We start from the raw sequence: 21520 nt of genomic DNA, 5'->3' as shown, positions 1-21520 counted from the left end.
CGGCGTGGGGGAGCGCGCATAGTCTTTGTGGTGTCCAAATCTGTTTACAAAAAACAGGAGGTAGATACCCGTGAGCACGAAATACGTGTACAAGTTTTCCGAAGGCAACGGAACCATGCGGGAGCTGTTGGGCGGCAAAGGCGCCAACCTGGCCGAGATGACCAACCTCGGCATGCCGGTTCCCCAGGGCTTCACCGTTACCACCGAGGCCTGCACCAAGTACTACGAGGACGGCAAGCAGATCAACGAGGACATTCAGAATGAGATCTTCGAGAATCTGGCCGCGTTTGAGAAGCTGGTGGGCAAACGGTTCGGCGACCCCGAAAACCCGCTGCTGGTGTCGGTTCGCTCCGGCGCCCGCGCCTCTATGCCCGGCATGATGGACACCATCCTCAACCTGGGCCTCAACGACGAGGTGGTGGAGGGCTTTGCCAAGTTCACCAACAACCCCCGGTTTGCCTACGACTCCTATCGCCGGTTCATCCAGATGTTCTCCGACGTGGTGATGGAGCTGCCCAAACCCGAGTTCGAAAAGATCATCGATGCCAAGAAGGAAGAGCGCGGCGTGACCCAGGACGTGGAGCTGGACGCCGACGACATGAAGGACCTGGTGGTCCGCTTCAAGGCTTTCTACAAAGAGAAAAAGGGCACCGACTTCCCCTCTGACCCGAAGGTGCAGCTGATGGAGGCCGTCAAGGCCGTGTTCCGCTCTTGGGACAACCCCCGCGCCAACGTCTACCGCCGCATGAACGAGATCCCCTACGACTGGGGCACCGCCGTCAACGTGCAGATGATGGTCTTTGGCAACTCGGGCGACAACTCCGGCACCGGCGTGGCCTTCACCCGCAACCCCGCCACCGGCGAGAAGGCCCTCTTCGGCGAGTACCTGATCAACGCCCAGGGCGAGGACGTGGTGGCCGGCGTGCGCACCCCCTTCCCCATCTCCCACCTGCAGGAGGACATGCCCGAGGTCTACAACCAGTTCGCCGAGATCGCCAACCGGTTGGAGCAGCACTACCGCGACATGCAGGACATGGAGTTCACCATTGAAAACGGGCAGCTGTTCATGCTGCAGACCAGAAACGGCAAGCGCACCGCCGCCGCCGCTCTGAAGATCGCCGTCGACCTGGTGGACGAGGGGATGATCACCGAGGACGAGGCCGTTTTGCGCGTTGAGCCCAAACAGCTGGATTCCCTGCTGCACCCCCAGTTCAACGCCGACGAGATGAAGAAGGCCGAGTGCATCGGCAAGGGCCTGGCCGCCTCCCCCGGCGCTGCCTGCGGCAAGGTGGTCTTCACCGCCGAGGACGCCAAGGAGTGGGCCGAGAAGGGCGAGAAGATCGTTCTGGTGCGCCGCGAGACCTCCCCTGAGGACATCGAGGGGATGAACGTGGCCGAGGGCATCCTGACCGTGCGCGGCGGCATGACCTCCCACGCGGCCGTTGTGGCCCGCGGCATGGGCACCTGCTGTGTCTCCGGCTGCGGCGAGATCGTCATCGACGAAGAGGCCAAAGAGTTCTCCCTGGGCGGCAAGACCCTGCACGAGGGCGACTTCCTCTCCATCGACGGTTCCACCGGCAACATCTACTACGGCGCCATCCCCACCAGCCCCGCCGCCATCTCCGGCGACTTCGGCCGGTTCATGGGCTGGGCCGACAAGGTGCGCAAGCTGAAGGTTCTGACCAACGCCGACACCCCCCGCGACGCCAAACAGGGCCGTTCGTTCGGCGCCCAGGGCATTGGCCTGTGCCGCACCGAGCACATGTTCTTTGAGGAGAGCCGCATCAAAGCCATGCGGGAGATGATCGTGGCCGAGAACACCGAGGACCGCAAAAAGGCCCTGGCCAAGATCGAGCCCTATCAGCAGGGCGACTTTGAGGCCCTGTACGAGGCCATGGAGGGCGACCCGGTCACCATCCGCTTCCTCGACCCGCCGCTGCACGAGTTCCTCCCCACCAAGGAAGAGGACATCAAGGAGATCGCCGACGAGCTGGGCATCACCGTCGCCAAGCTCAAAGAGGTCATCGCCTCCCTGCACGAGTTCAACCCGATGATGGGCCACCGCGGCTGCCGTCTGGCCGTCTCCTACCCGGAGATCGCCGAGATGCAGACCACCGCTGTCATCAAGGCCGCCATCAACGTGACCAAGAAGGGCAACTTCTCCGTGAAGCCCCAGATCATGATCCCGCTGGTGGGTGAAGTCAAAGAGCTGAAGTTTGTCAAGGACGTGGTGGTCGCCACCGCCGACAAGCTGATCGCCGAGGCCGGCATCGACCTGAAGTACGAAGTCGGCACCATGATCGAGATCCCCCGCGCGGCCCTGACCGCCGACGAGATCGCCACCGAGGCCGAGTTCTTCAGCTTCGGCACCAACGACCTGACCCAGATGACCTTTGGGTTCAGCCGCGACGACGCCGGGAAGTTCCTCGATTACTACTACGACAACAAGATCTACGAGTCCGATCCCTTCGCCCACCTGGACCAGAAGGGTGTTGGCAAGCTGGTTGAGATGGCCGCCAAACTGGGCCGCCAGACCAGACCCGACATCCACCTGGGCATCTGCGGCGAGCACGGCGGCGACCCGACTTCGGTCGAGTTCTGCCACCGCGTTGGCCTGGACTACGTCTCCTGCTCCCCCTTCCGGGTGCCCATCGCCCGGTTGGCCGCTGCGCAGGCCGCTCTGAAAGACAAATAAGGCTTTTTTGAGCTGATGAGAGCCCCGTCGAGGCGCGAAAGCGCCCGGCGGGGCTCTCTTTTGCCCTTTTGGGCGGGGCGGGAGGGCGGCGGGAAGAGGTTTTTGCAAGGCGGGGGACCGGCAGAACTGCTCTCGGCGGGGCCGGCCGTTCATCTGTCTGTCACAAAAAAGCGGTATACTATTTACTCATTGCGGGCCGGTGGGGAACCGGCCCAGCCCACCCATCGGAAAGGATGCTTGCCATGTTTTCACCCCGCAATCAAAAGTCCCGCCGCTCTGGGCGGCGACCCATCCCCTGGAAGCGGATCGCCGCCCTCTCCCTCGCCCTCCTCCTCGCCTTTGGCGGAGGGGTGGCGCTGGAGGGGTCCCTGGGCCTCTGCTCCCCCTTTGGCGCACAGGGGTACCGCAAACTCGCCGCCAGCTACCGGGCCCTGCGGGACCGGTGGTATTTCGGCGGCGAGGTGGAGGGACTGCCCGGCCGGCTGACCGACCAGGCCCTGGCGGGGATGGCCCAGAGCGAGCTGGACAGCCACACCGGCTACCTGCCCCCCGCCCTGCGCAGCCAGAGCGAACAGAGTTTGGCCGGGGAGTCGGTGGGGATCGGCGTGGTCTACCAGCAGGCGGACAGCGGCTTTTTGGTGGTGCAGGTGGTGGATGGCTCGCCAGCTGCCGAGGCGGGCATTCTGCCCGGGGACCTGCTGGTGGCGGTGGACGGCGTCCCCTTCTCCCAGCTGGAGGACCCGGCGGCAGAGATCGCCGGGGAGGCGGGCACCGCCGTGCGGGTGAGCGCCGTGCGGGGCGGGGTGGAGACCGAATACACCCTGGAGCGGCGCAAGGTGGACAACTCCGCCAGCGGGCGGGTGGTGGACGGGGTGGGGGTGCTGACCATCCGCTCCTTCACCAGCACCCTGGGGGCGCGCACCGGCGAGGTGTTGACCCAGCTGCAGGAGGCCGGCTGCACCCAACTGGTCATCGACCTGCGGGGCAACGGCGGCGGCTATGTGGACGCCGCGGTGGAGGTGGCCAGCTACTTTCTGCCCGAGGGAGCGGTGGTCTACAAGGAGGAGAACAAGGCCGGCAAGGTGTGGGAGATCACCGCCGACCAGGAGACCGAGCGCCGCTCCTTTGAAAAAATTGCCGTGCTGGTGGACGGGGATACGGCCAGCGCCTCCGAAATCCTCACCGCCGCCCTGAAGGAACAGCTGGGGGCGACGGTGGTGGGAAGCACCACCTACGGCAAGGGGACGGTGCAGTCCACCCTCCTCTTTGGCGATGGGAGCGGCCTCAAGTACACCCGTTACCGCTGGCTGACTCCCGGCGGCGGGTGGGTCAACGGCCAGGGGATCGAGCCCGACTTGGAGGTATCGCAGTCCAGCGCCCTGGACACCCCTGCCCCGCAGATGGCGGAGGGGGAGGCCATCGCCCCCGACCAGGTGGGGGAGGCGGCCGGACCGGTGCAGACCTACCTGGCCTTTTTGGGATACCCGGTGGCCCGGCAGGACAGCTATTACGCCCCGGGTTCCGCCGATGCGGTGCGGGCCTTTCGGGCCGACGCGGGGCTGCCCGCAGGGGAGACGATCGACAGCGCCCTCTGCCGCGCCCTCACCCAGGCGGTGACGCTGCGGTGGTACACCCAGCAGAGCGAATGGGACGCACCCCTCAGGCAGGCGGTGGAGGCTACGCAGGGGTAACAGCAGAAGCGCACAAAAAAAGTGTCGGATTTTGTCGAATTACCCAATCTTCCTCCAAACGGATTGTTTGCTCCCAAAAAGGGGCCTATAATGAAAGCACTATAACTGTCGATCGGCAGGATTGGAGGAAGCGAGAGATGAAAAAGGGAAGATGGCTGGCAGCGCTGCTGTCGGTCTCGCTGGTGCTTTCGGCGGCTGTTCCCACGGCCTGGGCCGCCTCGGGCAGTCGGACGGTGACGATCACTTCGGGGGACCTGGACGGCCCTGAGCCAGACGGCCCGACCGACGGCTTTTGGGTGGGGGACCGGGTGACGGTCACCGTTGCCATCGAGGACAGCCAGGAAATTTCGGAGCGGCCCGTCCTTGAGAGTTCTGGCAACATCACCCTCACCGCGCGGGACCAAACCCTCTCTGCCGGGGGGAGATACCGCCTGGAGGAGACCGTCACCATCGACTTTGCGGCGGCGGGGGCAGACTCCTACTTTCGGATCGTCGCCGACAAGGGGCTTGCCACCGAAAAGGTGTATGAAAAAACCGGGCTCAATGTGACCGCGCCGACGGGGGAGCCGACTGTGGAATACACCATTCCCAGCCGCCTAAAGCTGGGACAGTCTCTGGTCCCGGACTTGAATAGCAAGCACCTGTTTGAAATCGCCTCGGTCAAAAACACACCCTACGCCTACCAGTTTTACGAATACAATGCAGATGATATTGCCCAAACCGGAATATTCTCCTACCACCACGATTGGGGCGGCTGCGGTGGAAGAGGGCACACCTCCTATATCCTTGAGTCGCTTACCCGCACTCTGCGTCCGGGAACAGCTGTTTTCCAGGCCAAAACCCCTAGCGGGGCCAATTTGGGCAACCCCTATCCTGTAACGGTAGAGGAGCCGGTCATTGAGTCCAACGCCCCTGCAAAAATCAAGGTGGGAAGCACTTTAGAGCTGCATACCGCTTTAAAAAACACTGCTCTTACCAGTGAAAAGGTGGAGGATGCCAAGAAAAAGGAAGCGTACAGCTCTGACGACATCCCCGGCAGCCACCCCCTCGCCTTTGCGCCCAAGGTGGAAATCCTCGAGGGGGCTGAGTTGGTGACCCGCTCGAATGGGGACTACAGCAACACCCTCTCGAGCAGCGAAACCTGGGCCTTCACCGGGCTGGGAACCGTCAAGCTAAAAGTTCAGTACGCCACCATTCTGCCCCAGAGCATCCCCGAATATTGCCACTGTTACAGCAATCCCTACACCGCCGAAACAATCGTCGAGATCGAGGTGACCAAAGAGACCCCTATCACCACCGTGGCCGACCCCGACAGCGGCGTCTCCGCCACCGGTCCCATCCCCGCCGGCTGCTCTGTGGTTGCCGACGAACTGACGGAGGGCGAACTCTACGATGCGGTCAAGGCCTCGGTCAACACCGTGTCGGATCAGTTTCAACTGCTGAACATCTGCCTGCTGGACGGCGAGCAGACCGTTCAGCCGGACGGCGCCATTGTGGTGACTCTGCCTGTCCCCGAGGGGTTTGACGGCCTGCTGGGCGTCTACCGGCTGGAAGAGGACGGCACCTTTACCCTGCTGGAGAGCGCCTACAACGAAGACGGGACCCTCTCCTTTTACACCGAGCACCTCAGCTACTACGTCATCGTCAACTTTGACGGCAGCTCCTCTGAAAAGCCCTCTGTTCCCGAGCAGGTTTTCCCGTCCGCGCCCGATCACGGCCGGGGGGATCCCCCCAACACCGGCGACACCGGGATCATGGGGATGGCGGCCCTGGCCCTGTTGGGCGGGGCGGCGGTTCTGACACTGCGCAGGAGAGCGCAGTAGGTCCTTCTGCAAACAGCTGTCCCAAAAAGCGCACCCCCTGCAAAGTTCGCAGGGGGTGCGCTTTTTGGGCGGCAGGGCAGATCGCGACAGGTGGTAAAAGGCGCGTGAGAAAATCACCCTTTTCCCTTGCTGCTGTGCCCAGTGGAGCGGTAGAGCAGCTCGCCCCCCACCAGGGGGCGCACCGTGTAGGAGGCGCTCTGCCTAAGCTCGGCATCTTGCTCCTTCTGCCGGCGGCGGGCCAGCAGACAGACGGTGGCGACAAAGACCGCTGCGCCGAAGAGGACGCTGTGGAGGGTGTGGCGGCGGTGACGCCACGAAACGGGATGGTATTGGCCCCTATCGCTCGCCAATTGCAGTTGGGACGTCAGATCGTCGAGCATTGCGGAGGCCAACTCGTCGTAGGTAGACGCTGTTTCGCCGCTGGGGGAAAACGAATCAAGCTGGCCCCAGACGCCCAGTTCACAGGTGTTTCCCCTGGCATTGATAAACATCACCGCGGCATCGACGCGATTGTAGGACTTGTACCCGTAACGCTGCTGCAGCACCCGCTCCAGGCGGCTGTTCAAGTCGGAGCGGGCGTAGGAGCTGTTTTCATGTTGGCTGATGACTACCAGGTCGAACTCGAAGTTGTCAAACAGGTCGGCGCAGCGATCCTCCAGCGCCGAGGGATCCTCCAGGCACTGGGCTGAATCGAACACATGGGCGCCCCCTTTGGTGTTTTCCCAGGGATCGGCGCCGAGCGCCGAAGCGCCGATCCCCGCAAGGGGGATGAGGCAGCAGGCCAATAGGGCGGCCAGCCGCTTCCAGCGGGTCCTTACCATATCAGCACCCCCAAAAAGGCCGCCAGCCCGCCGGCGATCAGTCCCGCCACCCAGGGGGTGGGGGCGAGCATGCTGGAAAAGAAGCCCGCTTGAACCGAGCCGGCGGCTCTGCCACTGACCCCGTCCACCCAGACGACGCTGCCCTTTCCCCCGCCGGGCAGGCTGCACTTCCAGATGGGGTAGAGGACGCAGTCGGCGCTGCAGCTGAGGAGGGATGCTTTGTACTGCACCGTTTGCCCCTCTCTGCAGTGGTTTTTCTGGAAGAGGGCGCTGTACAGCCGGTCCTTCGCCTCGCTGCCGGCGAGGAGGGCCGACCGCTTCAGGTCGGGAGGACAGCGCTCCACTCTGACCGGGTCCCCCTCCTTTGCCCGGTCGAGGGGAAAGGGGGCGAGCCGCTGCCAGAGCAGCCGCTCTTCAATTCCCTGCAAGTCGGCGAACTGCTTGCCCAAGAGGGTCAGCTCTCCCCGGTGAATCTCGGCGCTAAGGCCGGTGGGAGAGACGGCGGCAATGGCCCCCGCGGCGGTGGCATCGGCGCACCAGACCGGAAGCCAGACTTGCTCCAGGTGGGCGAGGGGGCCCTGGGGCCGGTGTGTCCAGAGGGGGGAGCCCTTGATCCGCTTGCAGTAGTCGCAAACGGCCTGGGCCGCCGCCTCCCTGGGGAGGGTGCAGGGGACCTTCTTGCTCACCCGCAGGGGATCGGTGGGGGGAAAGACGGTGACCCCCACATCTGCCCTCTCAAAATCGGACAGCCAGTCCCTGCGGGGGTCCACCGCTGGCTTGGGCGGGACAAAGGTCGCGGGCGGCTGTTTTTTGGAGTCCTGGGCGGAGGACTCCGTCTCCTCCCAGTGGAGGACGGTGTCGCAAAAGGGGCAGGTGTATCCCCCGCCGCCCGGCATGGGGGTCAACGGCGCCCCGCAGCTGGGACAGCTTCGCTTTTTCAACTCTCTCACGGTATCTCTCCCCTCTTTTCCCTCAAGGGGCCCGATCTGCTGGCGGCGGAGGGCCGTGCCCCGCTACAGATCGCGGCTTTGAGAGGCCTGCTCCTTTAGAAGCTGCGGCCGCCGCCCCCGTGGGACACCCCGCTGGAGCCCGAGTGGGTGGAGGAGCCGCCGCCCCCACCGCCGCTGCTGGAACTCTTGGGGATGGCGGTGCGGGAGGTGTGGGTGGTGACGAAGTTGTCCTCCCGGCGGGAGAGGCGCACCCCGTTGGTGCCGGTGTAGGCCCGGGCCAACTGGGCGGGGTTTGGCAGCTTGTTGTGGCTGCCCGCCAGACAGCCCGCCACGATCCCCCCCACCAGGAGAGAGCCGCCCAGGGCGATGGCGGTGTAGAGGAGGGGATGGCCGAGGAAGGGCCCCTCTCCCCCGCCGTACTTGATGTAGCGGGAGGCGCGGTCGAGGAATGCCTGGGCGGCGCCGTAGTAGTCGCCCTTTTCCATGTGGGGCATGACCTCGTCGTCCAGGAGGGTGTCGATGTGCTCGTCGGTAAAGAGGTCGATGGCCCCGCCGGTGGTGGTGATCCAGACCTTGCGGTTGTCCATGTCGATGAGCAGCAACAGGCCGTCGTTTTCCTCCCCGCAGCCGATGCCGTTGTAGTCGTAGAAGTCGTCGGCATAGGCCATGGCCGACTTGCCCCCGGCGTCGTCGGTGGTGACCACAGCGATGTCCATGTGGTAGGTGGTGGCGGTCTCGGTGGCCTTTTTGGTGAGGGTATCCCGCTCCTGTTGGGTAAAGAGACCCGCCTGGTCAAACACCTTGGTCAGGCTGCCGGTGGCGGTGCCCGCCAGGGCGCAGAGGGGGGCGGCGCAGAGCAGGAGGGCGGCCAAAGCCAGGGCGGCCCACCCCCTGTTTCGGTTCCCATTTGCGTGTTTTTTCATTTGAGCAGCCCTCCGATCAACATCGACACGGCAAAGAGGATGCCGCTCACCCCGCCAAACCAGGCGGCCAGCCGCCCTTTGCTCATGGGCAGGCGGCCCACCATCTTGCCGGTTTGGCCGTTCATGGCCAGGTGGTAGGTCTCCCCCTTGTACTTGGTGTTGAGGACCCAGACCGGCAGCATGGCGTAGTCGGCCCGCTCGCTTCGCACCAACACCGAGCAGTTGCCCGGGCTGACGTTGGTGTAGCCGGCCACCGTGTCCCGCAGCAGCATTCGGCTGGTGTTCTCGATGCGCTGGTGGACCCGGGCGGCCAGGTCGCGGGCGCTCTCGTCGTAGCGCTCGGCCAGGTAGCCGGAGAGGTATGCCATGGAGAAGGGCTTGATCTGGCCGAAATTGAAGGGTTCCAGCGCCTGCATCATGCTGTCGTCCAGCCCCTTGGAGCCGTCGGCCGGCAGGTGGTTGAAGGAGATCGCCCCCGCCCGCTCGATCTGGTAGACGTCTGTCTTGGTGTAGCGGTAGCTCGAGTCGCTCCAGCTGGTGATCCGCTCGGCCCGGGCCGAGAGGGAGGCGTCCACCTGGCAGTCAAAGAGCCAGAAGGGGGCGTAGAGGCCGCTGAGCTTTTCGATGTGGCGGGTGGAGGTGAAGTCCCGGGGCAGCAGCGGCTTTTTTTTGCACAGCTTTTCCAGCGCCTGGAGGGCGTGTTCCTTTTTGAGGACAAAGGGGAGCACGTAGGCCGGGCGAAACGCCCCCTCCAACCGGCCGGCGATGACGGCGGGGTTGTGGCAGAAGACGCAGAAGGTGGCGGTGGTATTTTGGTCGGTGAGGATTTGGGCGCCGCAGCTGGGGCAGGTGTAGACGGTGACCTCTTCGGCGTGGTCCTCCCCTGCGCCCTCGCAGTTTTCCAGTGGGTCGTCAACCTGGGCGGCCTGCTGCTGCCGCAGGATCTCCTCCATCTCCTCGGCGGTGAAGGAGCCATTGCAGAAGGCGCAGTCCCACTTCTGGCTGTCGCTGTTAAACGAGAGGGCGGCGCCGCAGCGGGGGCAGTCGTAGGTGAGGGTGGTCTGGGTCTCTGGCATGGCGTGTCTCATCCCTTTCTCTCAAATTGCGTGGTGGCCACAGGGCCGGGCCCCCGCGGAGCGAGGCGCGTCCGCAGGGGCCCAACATCCCCCCGTCCCCTTCTGCCGGGGCGGCAGAGGGGACAAGCAGGGGGCGACTACTTGAGTTTTTCGCCGCAGGACGGGCAGAAGTTGGCCCCGGGCTCCACCTCTTTGCCGCATTTGGGGCAGACGGAGGGGGCTGCCGGGCGGGGCTTACCGCAGTTTTGACAGAAGTTGCCGCCGTTTTCCTGGCCGCACTCACAAGTCCAGGTCGCCGCCGGGGCGGGCTGGGGCTTGCCGCAGTTCTGGCAGAACTTGCCGGTGTTTTGCTGCCCGCACTCGCAGGTCCAGGCCCCGGCAGCCGCGGCGGCTGCAGCCTGGGCGGCCGCCGCTTCCTTGGCGGCCTGTTTCTCGGCCGCCTGCTGCTGCATCTGGCTTTGGTTGGTGGCGCTAAAGGCGCCCATGGGCCCGCCGGAGGCCTGCATGCCGATGCCCATTCCCATAAAGGCCTGGGCGGCCCCGGCCGAATTGGAGCCGGCGGCCTTGATGCCCTCGGCCACCGAGCCCTGGACGTAGCCCTCGCGGACGGTGGCGTCGGAGAGCATGGCGCCCTTGTTGCGCAGGTTGATGAGGTTTTTGGAGTCCTCGTCGTAGGAGATGCTGTTGATCCCCACCGACTCGATCACCATGCCGCGGCGGTCGTTCCAGTCGTCGTCCAGGACGCCGGACATGTACTGGGCCAGCTTCTGGCTCTGCGACGCGACGTAGGAGATGCGCTCGTGGTCGGCCGACATCTGGTTGATGGCCGCCTGGAAGGCGGTGAGAAACTCAGACAGGTAGAGCTTGTGGATGTCCTCCACATTGACGTGCTGGGCGTCCCGGGGGATGGCCTCGCGGTAGAACTTGATGGGGTCGGTGATGCGGATGGAGAAGTAGCCGTGGGCCCGCAGGTAGAGCTCGGCGTTGTAGAACTCGTCAAAGTAGTTGACCGGGTTGACGGTGCCAAAGGCGATGTTCTTGATCTCCTGCATGTTGATGAAGTAGATTTTTTGCTGCAGGGGGGTGGAGCCGGAGAACTTGAAGCGCTCCCAGGTCTCCTTGACCGAGTCGCCCAGCTGGCCGTTGAAGACCGACGGGGCCGCGGAGTTGTCGACGGTGTAGTAGCCCGGCTCGGCGGTGTAGCTGACGATCTTGCCGCCATCCACCAGGAGCATGCACTGATTTTCGTTGACGATGATCTTTGAGCCGTTGGAGACCACCTGCGCGGTGCCCTTGTAGTTGCTGTCCCGCCGGTCGCCCCGGCGGAGTTTGACGCCGGGGGCCATGACCGTGGTGTCACCCATGTCGCCGGCCTCAAACGCCTCCAGCCACTGATCTGCCAAGGCGCCGCCGATGGCGCCGGTTGCCGCTTTGATAAGACCCATATTCATTCCCTCCGCTTATTTTCCCGGCGGCCCACCGCGGGCGGGACGCCTGATTTTTCAGTTGTGTTTCTAGGCGCTGCCGGCACGGCAGTCAGCCGTGCGGTTGACATTGGCCATGGGGCAGGGAGCAAGCGCAGCTTGCGCATCTGCCTGGCCACCTCTGGTGCAATAGCTACTTTGCGGCTATTATACCACAAATTTCGACAGACGCCCACCGCCGACGCCCCTGCAAAGAGGCAAATTTTGGAGCTGTCCTTTGGGCATTTCGCCGACGGGGGGCCGTTCATTTGTGGCGATTTTGATTCTATGCCGGAGGAGGGGGCCTATGGTATACTACCATTGTATGTGCAACCACCTCCGGCCAGCCCCCTTGGGGGAAAGGCCGGGGCGGAGAGGAGGACGATGCGAGCGATGCAATGGGAGGACAAACTGCTGGGCTGTCTGGCCGGCGCCGCCATTGGCGACAGCATGGGCGGCCCCACCGAGGAGCGGAGCACCGAGATGATTTTGGAGGATTTCGGCGGCTACGTGACCGATTTCCGCGACGCCCCCCTGGACACCTGGGCCTACGGGGCCAAGGCGGGGATGGTGACCGACGACTTCTCCCTGGCCTACTTCACCCTGGAGGCCGCGGTGGCGGCGGGGGGGCGGGTGACCCGGGCGGTGGCCGAACAGGCCCTGCTCAAGTGGGCCCAGTACCCCCAGTACTTTGACTACAACGTGGGCCCCACCACCAAGGCGGCGGTGCGGGCCCTGCGGGGCGAGCCGGTTCCCCCGCGGGACATCCCGGTGCAGGTGGTCTGTGAAAACGGGCGCGCCTCCAACGGGGCGGCCATGAAGATCGGGCCGGTGGCCCTGCTCTCGGGGGGCGACGTGGACCGGGCCATTGCCGACGCGGTGGAGGCCTGCCTGCCCACCCACCCCTACGACATCCCCCTGGCGGGGGCCTGTGCGGTGGCGGCGGCGGTGGCCAAGGCGTTGCAGCCGGGCGCGGCCCTGGAGGAGCTGCGGGATGCCGGCCTCTACGGCGCCCGGGAGGGGATGCGGCTGGGCGCTCTGCGAGGACACCGGCTGGCCGGCCCCTCGGTGGAGCGGCGGATCGCCCTGGCCTGGGAGATCGGCCAGCGCCACGCCGGCGACTGGCGGGCGGGGATGGCGGAAATTCGCGATCTCATCGGCAACGGGCTGGCCACGGTGGAGGCAGTGCCCGCCGCCTTTGGCCTGCTGGCCGCCGCCCAGGGCCGGGTGATGGAGACGGTCTACGGCGGGGTGAACATCGGCGGGGACACCGACACCATCGCCACCATTGCCGGGGCCATGGCGGGCGCCTTTGCCGGGGCCGGAGAGATCCCCCCGGCGCACATCGACCTCATCGAGAGACAAAACCAATTTGACCTGCGGGGACTGGCCCAAACAGTTGCCCGCTTTTTGGCCGGGGAGCGGTGAGCGCCCGGATCATCACAACGGATAACGGAAAGGGGAACCAAACCATGAACGAGCCAATTGTCAATCCCGAGCGCTATGTGGTCGCCGTGGGGGACGGCGGCGTGGACCACTACTACGCCCTCTCCCGCTGGCCCGACCTGGGGGAGCAGATCCTCTGCCGGCCCATGGGGGACTACGTGGGGGGGATGATCTCCAACGCCAGTTCCACCCTGGCCGGATACGGCCGCCACACCTACCTCATCGGCACCACCACCCACTCGCCTGAGGGGGATTTCATCCTCAAGACCCTGGGGGAGGCGGGGGTGGATTTGAGCCACCACAACTACGACGACGACTACACCATTGTGGTCTGCAACATCTACCTGACCGACAGCGGGGAGCGGACCATCTTCGTGGGGCTGGACGAGGGCTGCACCTTCCGCTTCACCCCCGAGCAGCAGAAGCTGCTGAACGGGGCGGCCTTTATCTACACCACCATGAACAAGATCGAACTCTACGAAAACGGCTACGAGGCCATTGCCGAGGCCCGCAAAAACGGGGCCCTGGTGACCTACGACCTGGAGAGCTATGAGGGCGACGAGCGCCACCAGAAATACCTGGGGCTGTGCGACATCATCTTTGTCAACGACCACGATTTTGCCCACATGGCCCACGGCAAGGAGGAAGCGGTCTACTGCAAGACCCTTTTGGAAAACGGGGCCAAGATGGTGGTCATCACCAAGGGGGGCGAGGGCTGCTCGGTCTACTCCAAGGAGATGATCGTCAACCAGCCCGCCTGCCCGGTGAAGCCGGTGGACACCACCGGCGCCGGGGACACCTTCAACTCCTCCTTTGTCTACGGGCTGACCCAGGGCTGGTGCCTGCCCAAGGTGACCGCCTTTGCCACCGCGGCTGCGGCCCGCTGCGTCACCATGGTGGGCAGCCGCAGCGGCATTGCCACCCTGGAAGAGGTGGAGGCCTTTGTCAAAGAGCACCCACTGCCGCCCCAGCGGTGACGGCCGCACTGCGGCAAGGGGGAGCGAGGTGACCGGTCGGGGGAAGAGGGGCGGCATTCCCCCCTCCCTCTAGCGGCGGCCCTGCTCCTGGGACACCCCCATCACCGCTGCCTTCCCCATCGCCGAACAGTGGAAGGCAGGCTACAAAAAGCAGGGGATCGAGGGGTATTGCGACAGCATCAAAGGCGCCGGAAACACCTCCTGCTGGGTCTGCGCGCAGGCGCTGGCAGGGGGGCGGTACCGGCACTACATTGGATATTGACCCCCTGCCCGACCGGGCGTGAGGGCAAACAGAGACGAGGAGGAGACCACAGATGACCTTGAACGAACGCATTTTGGGCGGCCTGGTATTGGCCGCCGCTGGAGACGCCATCGGCGCGGCCACCGAGACCCGCTCCATCGACCTGATCGAGGAGCACTTCGGCGGCCCGGTGCGGGACTTTACCGACGCGCCTGAGGACACCTTCGCCCGCGGGGCCAAAGCCGGCACCGTCACCGACGACTTCTCCCTGGCCTGGTGCACCGCCATGGCCATTGCCGAGCGCGGGGGGGTCATCGACGCGGCCTGCGCCAAGGACGCCCTGGTGCGCTGGCACGGCCTGGGGGACTACTTTGAGCGCTACGCCGGGCCCACCACCCGCGCCGCGGTGATGGCCATGTTGGGCACCCCCATGGAGGCCCCCCTCTCCTTCCTGGCCTGCGACAACTCCAAGGCCTCCAACGGCGGAGCCATGAAGATCGAGGCGGTGGGCTATGTCAACCCCGGCGACTGGGACCGGGCGGTGGAGGACGCCATCACCATCTGCCTGCCGACCCACCCCTACGACATCGCCCTTTCGGGGGCCTGTGCGGTGGCGGCGGCCTGCGCCGAGGCGGTGCGGGAGGGGGCCGACCTCTTCTCCATCGTCAAGGCGGGGGCCTACGGGGCCAAAAAGGGGTATGAGAAGGGCGGCCAGGTGGGCGCCCGGCTGGCCGGCCCCTCGGTGGAGCGGCGCATCTGGATCGCCGCCGAACTGGGGATGCGCGCGCCGGACATCCAGACCGCCATGCGGGACATCTCCGACATCATCGGCACCGGGCTGGCGGCGGCCGAGGCGGTGCCGGCCGCCTTCGGCCTGCTGGTGGCCGGCCGGGGCGATCCGGTGGAGGCGACCCTGGCCGGGGTCAACGCCGGCAGCGACACCGACACGGTGGCCACCATTGTGGGCAGCATTGCCGGCGCGCACAGCGGCATCGCCGCCCTGCCGGAGCACTACCTGGAAGTCATCGACCGGGTCAACGGCTACGACCTGCGCCAGCTGGCCGACTCGCTGGCGGAGATCGCCGCCAAGCGGTAGGTATTCAAAAAAGGAGGGGGCGCCGGCTGTTTGGAGAGCCGGCGCCCCCTGTCGCACAGCGAGAAAAGGGGGATTTGCCATGGAGCGCAAAGACGCGCCTTACCTGGTCTTTTTGGGAGAGGCCTGTATTGACGAGTACTACGAGACCGACCGCTGGGGGCAGATGGGGGACAAGATGATGTTGCGCCCGGTGGAAAACCTGGTGGGGGGGATGGTGGCCAACGCCGCCGGGGTGGCCGCCGGGCTGGGGCAGAAGTGCTACCTGGTGGACTCCCTCAGCGACAGCCCGGTCTGCCGCCAGCTGCGCGTGGCGATGGAGGCCGAGGGGATCGACACCTCCTACACCCTGCACGACCCGGGGATGGCCGACCCCAAGTGCATCATCGTCACCCAGGGGGGCGAACGGGTGGTCTGTGTGGTGGACACCGCCCGCGCCCCCCGCCACATCACCCCCCGCCACCAGCGGCTGCTGGACGGGGCGGCCTGGATCTACACCATTGTGCGCACCCTGCAGCAGGTGGAGGGGGCCGAGGCGGTGCTGGACCGGGCCCGGGCCGCCGGGGCCAAACTCTACCTGGATGTGGAGGGGGTGGTGGCCGCCGACAACGACCCCCGCTTCCTCCGCCGGGCCGACGGGCTCACCTTCAACGAGCAGGGGTTTGCCGCCTTTCGGGGGGAGCGCAGCGAGGAGGAATGCCTGCGGGATCTCTTTTCCGGCGGGGTGGAGTTCGTGGCTGTCACCCTGGGGGCCAGCGGCTGCCGGGTGCACGCCCCGGGGCGGACCATTGCCTGCCCCGGACTGCCGGTCACGGCGGTGGACACCACCGGCGCCGGGGACACCTGGGGGGCCGCCTTCCTCTGGGCGCGGGTCAACGGCTGGGAACTGGGCGACTGCGCCCGCTTTGCCAACGGGATGGCCGCCCGCGCCTGCACCCTGCTGGGGGCCCGGAGCGGCATCTGCCCCCTGGAGGAGGGGCGGCGCTGGATGGACAGGGTGCCCCGGGCGGCGGAAACCCGGGCAGAGCTCTGAAAATATTACAAGAAGTTTACCAAAACCAGGCCATAATATGATAAAATAAGTCAAATAGGTTTTGTGTTTTAAAGGGGGACACCACTTTGCAGTACGGCGTCATCGACATCGGTTCCAACTCCATCCGCCTCTCCATCTACGAGTGCAAGGGCAGCGAGATCACCCAACTCATCAACAAGCGGGAGATGGCCGGCCTGGCGGGATATGTGAAAAAAGACGGGATGCTGGCCGAGGCGGGCATCCGCAAGGCCTGCGCCATCCTCTCCGGGTACAAAGAGGTGTTTTCCGGCTTTGGCATCGAGGAATACGGGGTCTTTGCCACCGCCTCTCTGCGGGGGGCGGGCAACCGGGACAAGGCCCTGGAGGCCATCCGGCGGGAGACCGGCCTCTCGCCCGAGGTGCTCACCGGCGAGGAGGAGGCCCGGCTGGACTACATCGGGGTCAACCACGCCATGCCCATGGGGACCGGCCTGCTCTGCGACATCGGCGGCGGGTCCACCGAACTGGTGGTGAGTAAAGAGGGGGCCATCGAGCACCTCTGTTCCCTGCCGGTGGGGTCTTTGGGGCTGCACGCCAAGTACGTGGACGGCCTGCTCATGAGCGATAAGGAGCGCCACCAGGTGCGCGGCGTCATCCGCAAGGCCATGGACAAGGTGGACTGGGTCGGCAGGGACACCCTGCCCCAGATGTGCGGGGTGGGCGGCACCCTGCGGGCGCTGTACAAGCTCAGCTGCGAGCTGCTGGGCCTGCCCGCCGACGCCCGGGAGGTGCCCGCCAAAAACGTGAAGAAGCTGTGCAAGATGATCCGGGACAAGGAGTTTTTCTACCAGACCGTCTACCGCATCGTCCCCGAGCGGATCTTCAGCATTCAGCCGGGGCTGATGATCCTGCGGGAGGTGGTGGACGCCTTCGGCTGCCAGCAGATCGCCATCAGCCAGAGCGGCGTGCGGGAGGGCTATCTCATCGACCGGATGCTGCAGACCAAAAAAGGGTGTGAAGAGGGATGAAGGGAAGCGAGCTGGCCCCCTGTATGCAAAACAGGGAGCTGTCCTGGCTAAAGTTCAACGAGCGGGTGCTGGAAGAGGCCAACTGCGAGGCCACCCCCCTGCTGGAGCGGTTCAAATTCCTCTCCATCTTCACCACCAACCTGGACGAATTTTTCATGGTGCGGGTGGGCAGCATCACCGACTACCTGCTGGCCGCGCCGGAGAGCAGGGACACCAAGACCGGGATGACCCCGGCCCAGCAGCTGGCGGCCATCTTTGCGGCGGTGGGCCCCCTCTACCAGCTGCGCGACCAGTCCTTTGAGGCGGTGGCCAAGGCCCTCGCCAAAAAGGGGATCGCCCGCTGCCGGGTGGAAGAATTGCCCGAAAAGGAGCAGCGGCACCTGGAAAAGCAGTTTCTCAAAAACACCCTTCCCCTGCTCTCCCCCCAGATCATCGACAACCGCCACCCCTTTCCCCACATTGGCAACAAGCAGCTGAACGTGGCGGTGACCCTGCGCCACAAGGAAAAAACCTGCTTTGGCATCATCCCCCTGCCGCCCATGGTGGAGCGCATCACCTTTTTGGAGCCGGCGGAGGGCAAGGCCCTGCGCTTTGTTCTCACCGAGGACCTGCTCTGCCACTTTGCCCACCTGGTTTTTGACATGTACGAGGTGGTGGAGCGGACGGTGCTCTGCGTCACCCGCAACGCCGACATCGACACCGAAGCCGGCCTGTTGGACGAGGACATCGACTACCGCCAGCACATGAAGCGGGTGATCCGCAAGCGGCTGCGGCTGGCCCCGGTGCGGCTGGAGCTGCAGAGCCAGGTGGGGGACCGGTTTGTCAAATACCTCTGCGGCAAGCTGCACATCGGCCGCGACCAGGTCTTTCTCTCAAAAGCGCCGCTGGACCTCTCCTACTGCTTTGCCCTGGAGGGGAAGCTGAGCCCCACCCAGAAGCTGGAGCTTTTGGACCCGCCCTACGCCCCCCAGCGCTCGGCCCTGGTGGACCCCGGCGAGAGCATGTTGCGCCAGGCGCTGGCGCGGGACATCCTCCTCTCCTACCCCTTTGAGAGCATGACCCCCTTTCTCAACCTCATCAAGGAGGCCAGCTGTCACCCCTCGGTCCTCTCCATCAAGATCACCCTCTACCGGATCGCCCGCCAGTCCAAGCTGGCGGAATACCTGATCGCCGCGGCGGAGAACGGCAAGGACGTGACGGTGCTGATGGAGCTGCGCGCCCGCTTTGACGAGCAGAACAACATCGAGTGGGCCCAGCGGCTGGAGGAGGCGGGCTGTCACGTCATCTACGGCACCGGCGGCTACAAGGTGCACTCAAAGATCTGTCTCATCACCCTGCGGGACCGGGGGCGCATCCGCACCATCACCCAGATCGGCACCGGCAACTACAACGAAAAGACCGCCCGGCTCTACACCGATCTGTCCATCATCACCCCCGATCTCTCCATCGGCGAGGACGCGGTGGAGTTTTTCAAGAACATGGCCATGGGCAACCTATTTGGCCACTACAACCGGCTCTGGGTGGCGCCGGTGAGCTTTAAGCAGAGCATCCTCGCGCGGATGGACGAGGAGATCGCCAACTGCCGCGCCGGGAAGCCCTGCGGCATCACCATCAAGTGCAACTCCCTCACCGACACCGAGATCATGGCCAAGCTGGTGGAGGCCTCGCAGGCGGGGGTGAAGGTGCAGCTGATCGTGCGGGGCATCTGCTGTTTGACCCCTCAGGTGCCCGGCCTCACCGACAATGTGAGCGTGGTGAGCATTGTGGGCCGGTTTTTGGAGCACTCCCGCATCTACTGTTTCGGCACCGGGGAACTCACCCGGGTCTACATCGGCTCGGGGGATATGATGACCCGCAACACCGAGCACCGGGTGGAGATCGCCTGCCCCATTCAGGACAAGGACCTCAAGGCCCGCATCCTGCAGATGGTGCACGTGATGCTAAACGACAACGTCAAGGGCAGGGAACAGCGCGCCGACGGCAGCTATCTGCAGCGCACCCCGCCCGCCGACTGGCCGGTGGGATCGCAGGAGCTGTTCATGGAGGAGGCGGTGGCCGCCGCCGCCAAACCGGCGCCGCCGGTGAAAAAGACCGCCTGGGGCCGCTGGAAGGGGCGCGCGCCCTTCTCCTGGTTCGGAAAGTAAAGGCAGATTTTAGGGAGGGCCCACCCGGCGGCAAGCCGGTGGGCCCTCCTCTTTTTTGCCGCCGATTGACAGGCGGGAGCGCAGCTTTTATACTAAATTACAGAAGGGACAACAGATTGGAGAGGAATTGGGTGAAGGTACTGATTTTGTCCTGCAACACCGGACAGGGACACAACACCGCCGGAAGGGCGGTACTGGAGGAGCTGCGGCGGCAGGGGGTTCCCTGCGAGATGAAGGACGTGCTCCTCTTTGCCGGACAGCGCACCTCGCGGGTGGTGTCAAACGCCTATGTCAAGATCACCACCCGCTCCCCCCTGGTGTTTCGGTGGCTCTACCGGGCGGGCGAGGCCATTCGCTCGGACCGGCTGCACTCACCGGTCTATTTTGCCAATACCCTCTATGCCGACAACCTGCTGCACTACATCGAGGAACAGGGGTTTGACCGGGTGCTGACCCCCCACCTCTTCGCGGCCGAGGCCCTCACCAGCCTGCGGCGGCGGGGGAAGCTGGCGGCGCGCTGCTATGGGATCGCCACCGACTACACCTGTATCCCCTTTTGGGAGGAGACCGAGCTGGACGCCTACTTTATCCCCCACCGGGATCTGGAGGAGGAATTTGCCCAAAAGGGACTCCCCCGGGAAAAACTGGTGGCCACCGGCATCCCGGTAAGCCGGCGGTTTTCCTCCCCGGGCGGCCGGAATGCCGCCCGCGCCGCCCTGGGGATCGGCCCCGACAGCCAGGTCTGCCTGGTGATGACCGGCAGCATGGGCTTTGGCCGGGCCGGAGAGTACGCCCAGGCCCTGCTGGAGCAGGGGGGCGACAACCGCCGTGTCTACCTCTTTGGCGGACACAACCAGAGGTTGAAGGCCGAGTTGCGGGAACGATTTGCCGGGGAGCAGCGGATCGCCGTTCTCGACTACACCGACCAGGTGCCCCTCTACATGGACAGCTGCGACCTGCTCCTCACCAAGCCCGGCGGCCTGACCAGCACCGAGGCGGCGGTACACCGCATCCCCCTCATCCACACCGCCCCCATCCCTGGATGCGAGACCCAAAACGCCGCCTTCTTCAGCCGTCGGGGGATGTCCCTCTGCCCCGACGGGCCGGAAGAGACCGCCGAGGCCGCAGAGCTGCTGCTGGGCGATCCCGCCCGCCGAGCGGCGATGGCCGCGGCCCAGGCGGCAAATTGCAACCCGCAGGCAGCGGCGGAAATTGTTCGCTGGATGGTGGAAGACACCTTTTAGACATCCCCTTTGAGAGAGGAGGAAAACGGCTGTGCTGCCCTATCTCTTTTACGCCCTGCTGGGCTTTCTGTCCGGCAGCATTCTGTACAGCGCCCTACTGCCCCGCTGGCTGCGGGGGGTTGACGTCATCGCCGACAGCGACGACCACAACCCGGGGGCGACCAATGCCTTTTTGCTGGCCGGTGTGCAGGTGGGGACACTCTGCGTTCTCTGCGATCTGGCCAAGGGGTTTTTCCCGGTCTTTCTGGCGGCAGAACGGCTGCCCACCCAGGAGCGGCTTCTCTTCTCCCTGGTATTGGCGGCGCCGGTGCTGGGGCACGCCTTCTCTCCCTGGCGGCGGGGGCGGGGCGGCAAGGCCATCACCGCCAGCTTTGGGGCCCTATTGGGACTGCTGCCCGGCAGCCTGGTGGTCTTTTGGCTGGCGGCTCTCTACCTCTTTTTCTCCCTGATCGCGGTGATCCCCGACCACCGGCTGCGCACCCTGGCCACCTTTTCCCTCTTTGCCGGAGGCAGCTTCCTCCTCTGTCCCAACAAGTGCATTGCCGCGGGCTGCACCCTCATTTCGGCTGCGGTGATCTTTCGCCATCTCAAGTGGGAATCCCACCTTAGCCCGGAAGTGCTGAAAAAGGCCTTTGAGCGGAGGATATTTAGTTGAAAAAGAGCAAGATTATACGAATTGTAGTAATTGCATTGATCGCGCTTCTCCTTCTCTTCCCCAAGCGCACCCTCTACAAGGACGGGGGAACGGTGACCTACACCGCTCTGCTCTACCAGGTGGTCGTCTGGCACCAGTTGCAGGGGGCGGATATGCCCTACAAGACAGGGGTGGAGGTGCGGCTTTTCCCCCACAATTTCGGTGGGTTGTAGCGCGCGCTCTTCTCTTCTTGCCGCCC

At 65.1% G+C, this 21520-nt stretch carries 17 protein-coding genes; 12 read left to right on the top strand and 5 right to left on the bottom strand.

Features of this window, described 5'->3' with window-relative positions:
- Window positions 1–70: 70 nt before the first annotated feature.
- The 3 genes from ppdK (at window position 71) to HJY11_RS03080 (ending at window position 6209) form a co-directional block, all read left to right on the top strand.
- A complete protein-coding gene (gene ppdK, locus HJY11_RS03090) occupies window positions 71–2695 on the top strand; it encodes a pyruvate, phosphate dikinase (protein ID WP_208074620.1) in 2625 nt (874 codons plus the stop codon).
- Between the two features lie 242 nt (window positions 2696–2937).
- Entirely contained in the window at window positions 2938–4386 is a 1449-nt protein-coding gene (locus HJY11_RS03085) for a S41 family peptidase (protein ID WP_208074619.1), read from the top strand.
- Window positions 4387–4523: 137 nt separating this feature from the next.
- Entirely contained in the window at window positions 4524–6209 is a 1686-nt protein-coding gene (locus HJY11_RS03080; RefSeq protein ID WP_208074618.1) for a hypothetical protein, read from the top strand.
- 113 nt (window positions 6210–6322) lie between these two features.
- Here the strand turns inward: HJY11_RS03080 and HJY11_RS03075 are convergent, their stop codons facing one another.
- From HJY11_RS03075 to HJY11_RS03055, 5 genes are all read right to left on the bottom strand, one after another.
- On the bottom strand, window positions 6323–7030 hold the full coding sequence (locus HJY11_RS03075; RefSeq protein WP_208074617.1) for a hypothetical protein: 708 nt from the start codon (window positions 7028–7030) through the stop codon (window positions 6323–6325).
- On the bottom strand, window positions 7024–7980 hold the full coding sequence (locus HJY11_RS03070) for a hypothetical protein (protein ID WP_208074616.1): 957 nt from the start codon (window positions 7978–7980) through the stop codon (window positions 7024–7026). The genes HJY11_RS03075 and HJY11_RS03070 overlap by 7 nt, the downstream gene beginning before the upstream one ends.
- Window positions 7981–8075: 95 nt before the next feature.
- Window positions 8076–8903 (bottom strand): TPM domain-containing protein, encoded by an 828-nt coding sequence (locus HJY11_RS03065; protein WP_208074615.1) that lies wholly within the window; start codon window positions 8901–8903, stop codon window positions 8076–8078.
- Complete coding sequence (locus HJY11_RS03060; protein ID WP_208074614.1) at window positions 8900–9979, bottom strand: hypothetical protein; 1080 nt, start codon at window positions 9977–9979, stop codon at window positions 8900–8902. Before HJY11_RS03060 ends, HJY11_RS03065 begins: the two co-directional genes overlap by 4 nt.
- 137 nt (window positions 9980–10116) lie before the next feature.
- Window positions 10117–11424 carry an SPFH domain-containing protein gene (locus tag HJY11_RS03055; protein ID WP_208074613.1) on the bottom strand — a complete coding sequence of 436 codons (1308 nt, stop codon included), beginning with the start codon at window positions 11422–11424 and terminating at the stop codon, window positions 10117–10119.
- Window positions 11425–11826: 402 nt separating this feature from the next.
- Here HJY11_RS03055 and HJY11_RS03050 point away from each other — a divergent pair, with 402 nt between their 5' ends.
- The 9 genes from HJY11_RS03050 (at window position 11827) to HJY11_RS03010 (ending at window position 21494) form a co-directional block, all read left to right on the top strand.
- Window positions 11827–12870 (top strand): ADP-ribosylglycohydrolase family protein, encoded by a 1044-nt coding sequence (locus HJY11_RS03050; RefSeq protein ID WP_243764148.1) that lies wholly within the window; start codon window positions 11827–11829, stop codon window positions 12868–12870.
- A 44-nt stretch (window positions 12871–12914) separates the two neighbouring features.
- Window positions 12915–13865, top strand: a complete 951-nt coding sequence (locus HJY11_RS03045) for a carbohydrate kinase family protein (RefSeq protein ID WP_208074612.1) — start codon at window positions 12915–12917, stop codon at window positions 13863–13865.
- Between the two features lie 314 nt (window positions 13866–14179).
- Window positions 14180–15202 carry an ADP-ribosylglycohydrolase family protein gene (locus tag HJY11_RS03040; protein ID WP_208074611.1) on the top strand — a complete coding sequence of 341 codons (1023 nt, stop codon included), beginning with the start codon at window positions 14180–14182 and terminating at the stop codon, window positions 15200–15202.
- Window positions 15203–15281: 79 nt separating this feature from the next.
- Window positions 15282–16232, top strand: a complete 951-nt coding sequence (locus HJY11_RS03035; RefSeq protein ID WP_208074610.1) for a carbohydrate kinase family protein — start codon at window positions 15282–15284, stop codon at window positions 16230–16232.
- Between the two features lie 86 nt (window positions 16233–16318).
- A complete protein-coding gene (locus HJY11_RS03030) occupies window positions 16319–17239 on the top strand; it encodes a Ppx/GppA phosphatase family protein (RefSeq protein WP_208074609.1) in 921 nt (306 codons plus the stop codon).
- Entirely contained in the window at window positions 17236–19383 is a 2148-nt protein-coding gene (gene ppk1 / locus HJY11_RS03025; RefSeq protein ID WP_243764147.1) for a polyphosphate kinase 1, read from the top strand. The genes HJY11_RS03030 and ppk1 overlap by 4 nt, the downstream gene beginning before the upstream one ends.
- Before the next feature lie 131 nt (window positions 19384–19514).
- Entirely contained in the window at window positions 19515–20627 is a 1113-nt protein-coding gene (locus tag HJY11_RS03020) for an MGDG synthase family glycosyltransferase (RefSeq protein WP_208074608.1), read from the top strand.
- A gap of 31 nt (window positions 20628–20658) precedes the next feature.
- Window positions 20659–21282, top strand: a complete 624-nt coding sequence (locus tag HJY11_RS03015; RefSeq protein WP_208074607.1) for a glycerol-3-phosphate acyltransferase — start codon at window positions 20659–20661, stop codon at window positions 21280–21282.
- On the top strand, window positions 21279–21494 hold the full coding sequence (locus tag HJY11_RS03010) for a hypothetical protein (protein ID WP_208074606.1): 216 nt from the start codon (window positions 21279–21281) through the stop codon (window positions 21492–21494). The genes HJY11_RS03015 and HJY11_RS03010 overlap by 4 nt, the downstream gene beginning before the upstream one ends.
- Window positions 21495–21520 lie beyond the last annotated feature (26 nt).

Origin of the sequence: Bittarella massiliensis (ex Durand et al. 2017), assembly GCF_017566145.1 — a bacterium.
GTDB classification, from domain to species: Bacteria; Bacillota; Clostridia; order Oscillospirales; family Ruminococcaceae; genus Bittarella; species Bittarella massiliensis_A.
This window is presented reverse-complemented; position numbering and strand designations above follow the sequence as displayed.

Coding starts and splice junctions, on each gene's coding strand:
- HJY11_RS03085 (WP_208074619.1), top strand. CDS start 2,938: ATGTTTTCACCCCGCAATCAAAAGTCCCGCCGCTCTGGGCGGCGACCC.
- HJY11_RS03080 (WP_208074618.1), top strand. CDS start 4,524: ATGAAAAAGGGAAGATGGCTGGCAGCGCTGCTGTCGGTCTCGCTGGTG.
- HJY11_RS03075 (WP_208074617.1), bottom strand. CDS start 7,030: ATGGTAAGGACCCGCTGGAAGCGGCTGGCCGCCCTATTGGCCTGCTGC.
- HJY11_RS03065 (WP_208074615.1), bottom strand. CDS start 8,903: ATGAAAAAACACGCAAATGGGAACCGAAACAGGGGGTGGGCCGCCCTG.
- HJY11_RS03060 (WP_208074614.1), bottom strand. CDS start 9,979: ATGCCAGAGACCCAGACCACCCTCACCTACGACTGCCCCCGCTGCGGC.
- HJY11_RS03055 (WP_208074613.1), bottom strand. CDS start 11,424: ATGGGTCTTATCAAAGCGGCAACCGGCGCCATCGGCGGCGCCTTGGCA.
- HJY11_RS03050 (WP_243764148.1), top strand. CDS start 11,827: ATGCGAGCGATGCAATGGGAGGACAAACTGCTGGGCTGTCTGGCCGGC.
- HJY11_RS03045 (WP_208074612.1), top strand. CDS start 12,915: ATGAACGAGCCAATTGTCAATCCCGAGCGCTATGTGGTCGCCGTGGGG.
- HJY11_RS03040 (WP_208074611.1), top strand. CDS start 14,180: ATGACCTTGAACGAACGCATTTTGGGCGGCCTGGTATTGGCCGCCGCT.
- HJY11_RS03035 (WP_208074610.1), top strand. CDS start 15,282: ATGGAGCGCAAAGACGCGCCTTACCTGGTCTTTTTGGGAGAGGCCTGT.
- ppk1 (WP_243764147.1), top strand. CDS start 17,236: ATGAAGGGAAGCGAGCTGGCCCCCTGTATGCAAAACAGGGAGCTGTCC.